This is a genomic window from Actinomycetospora sp. 2LY8.5 (genome assembly GCF_057180585.1).
On record NZ_JBXUHE010000108.1, the window covers coordinates 1 to 1,251 of the forward strand.

General features: G+C 73.7%; 1 protein-coding gene. It reads right to left on the reverse strand.

The features are described from left to right. The coding region (locus AC2A1K_RS35620) for an ISL3 family transposase (protein WP_483901074.1) at positions 1-1,158 on the reverse strand (1,158 nt) is incomplete at its 3' end. Positions 1,159-1,251 lie beyond the last annotated feature (93 nt).

A 1,251-nucleotide genomic window follows, 5' to 3' on the forward strand; every position in this document is an offset into this window, starting at 1 on the left:
GACGCCGGTGACGGTGAAGCGGGCGAGCAGTTCGTCTCGCCAGGAGTCCAGGGTGCGGGCCAGGCGGTGCAGCTCGGGGACCCCGGAGTCGGCGCAGAACGCCAGCCAGCGGTAGAACCCCGCCGCGGCGCGGGCGGGGTCGGTGTGGCGGTAGAGCAGGCGCAGCTCCTGGGCGGCGATCCACGCGGCGGTCACCTCGCCGTTCGGGTCGCCGAGGTCCAGGCCGTGCAGCAGGCGGGTCCAGGACAGGTCCGAGTGGCGGTCGTGGCCGCGGCGCAGCACCCGGCGGATGCCGTAGAGCGGGTCGCCGGCCCGACCACGGTGCCCGAGGGTCTCCTGCTGCACGCGGCGCCGGACCTGGTCGACGGCGTCGAAGCCCAGCTTCACGACGTGGAAGGCGTCGAGGACACGCAGCGCGTGCGGTAGCTGGGTGCGCAGCGCCGAGGCGTACCCACGGAACGGGTCCAGCGCGGCCACGCGTATCCCAGCGCGCCAGCCGAGTTCGCGTTCGCGCAGCCACGCCGAGAGCACGACACCGCTGCGACCAGGCACGACATCGAGCAGCCGCGCCGACGACCCGGCTGCTCGGGTGAGGTCGACCAGCCCGGTCGCGAACTCGGTGCCATGGCTGGCGGTGGCGGCCAGGAACGCGGTCTCGTCCACCCCGAGCGCGGCCACACCGGCCAGGCGGGCGGGGTCGTCGACCAGCGGGCCGCCGTGCTCCACCACGGCGCGCATCACCGTGCCCCACCCGAGACCGAGATCGAGAGCTACCGCAGCGACCGACTCGCCGGCCTGCCCGACTCGGCGGCACGCCTCCTGGGCCGCGCGGGTGCTCACCGAAGCCCGCGGCGCGATCTCGTTGCTGGTCTCCGACCACGTGCGCGTCTCGCACCGCTCGTGGCGGCACCGCCAGAGCCTCTTGATCCAGATCAGCGTCGTCGCCCGGCCGCCCACGGGAAGGTCGCGCACCCGCACCGGGCGTCGCCCATGCGCGGTCGCGACCGCGCCGCAACCGGGACAGCCGACCATGTCGTTCCTGGTCTCCACGGCCAGCTCGAGCTCGCCGTCGTGCTCGTCGACCGCGACCAGCCGGAACCCCTCAAGACCGAGGACCACCGCCCCCAGATCGCGCTCGCCAGTAGCATCCCTGCCCACCTGGGGCCTCCCTCCGAAGTGTCCAAGCACCACGAAGAGTGAGGCCCCAGGCCCATGATCAGGCCGAGGGTGAAGATCGTGTCCCGGTCAGCC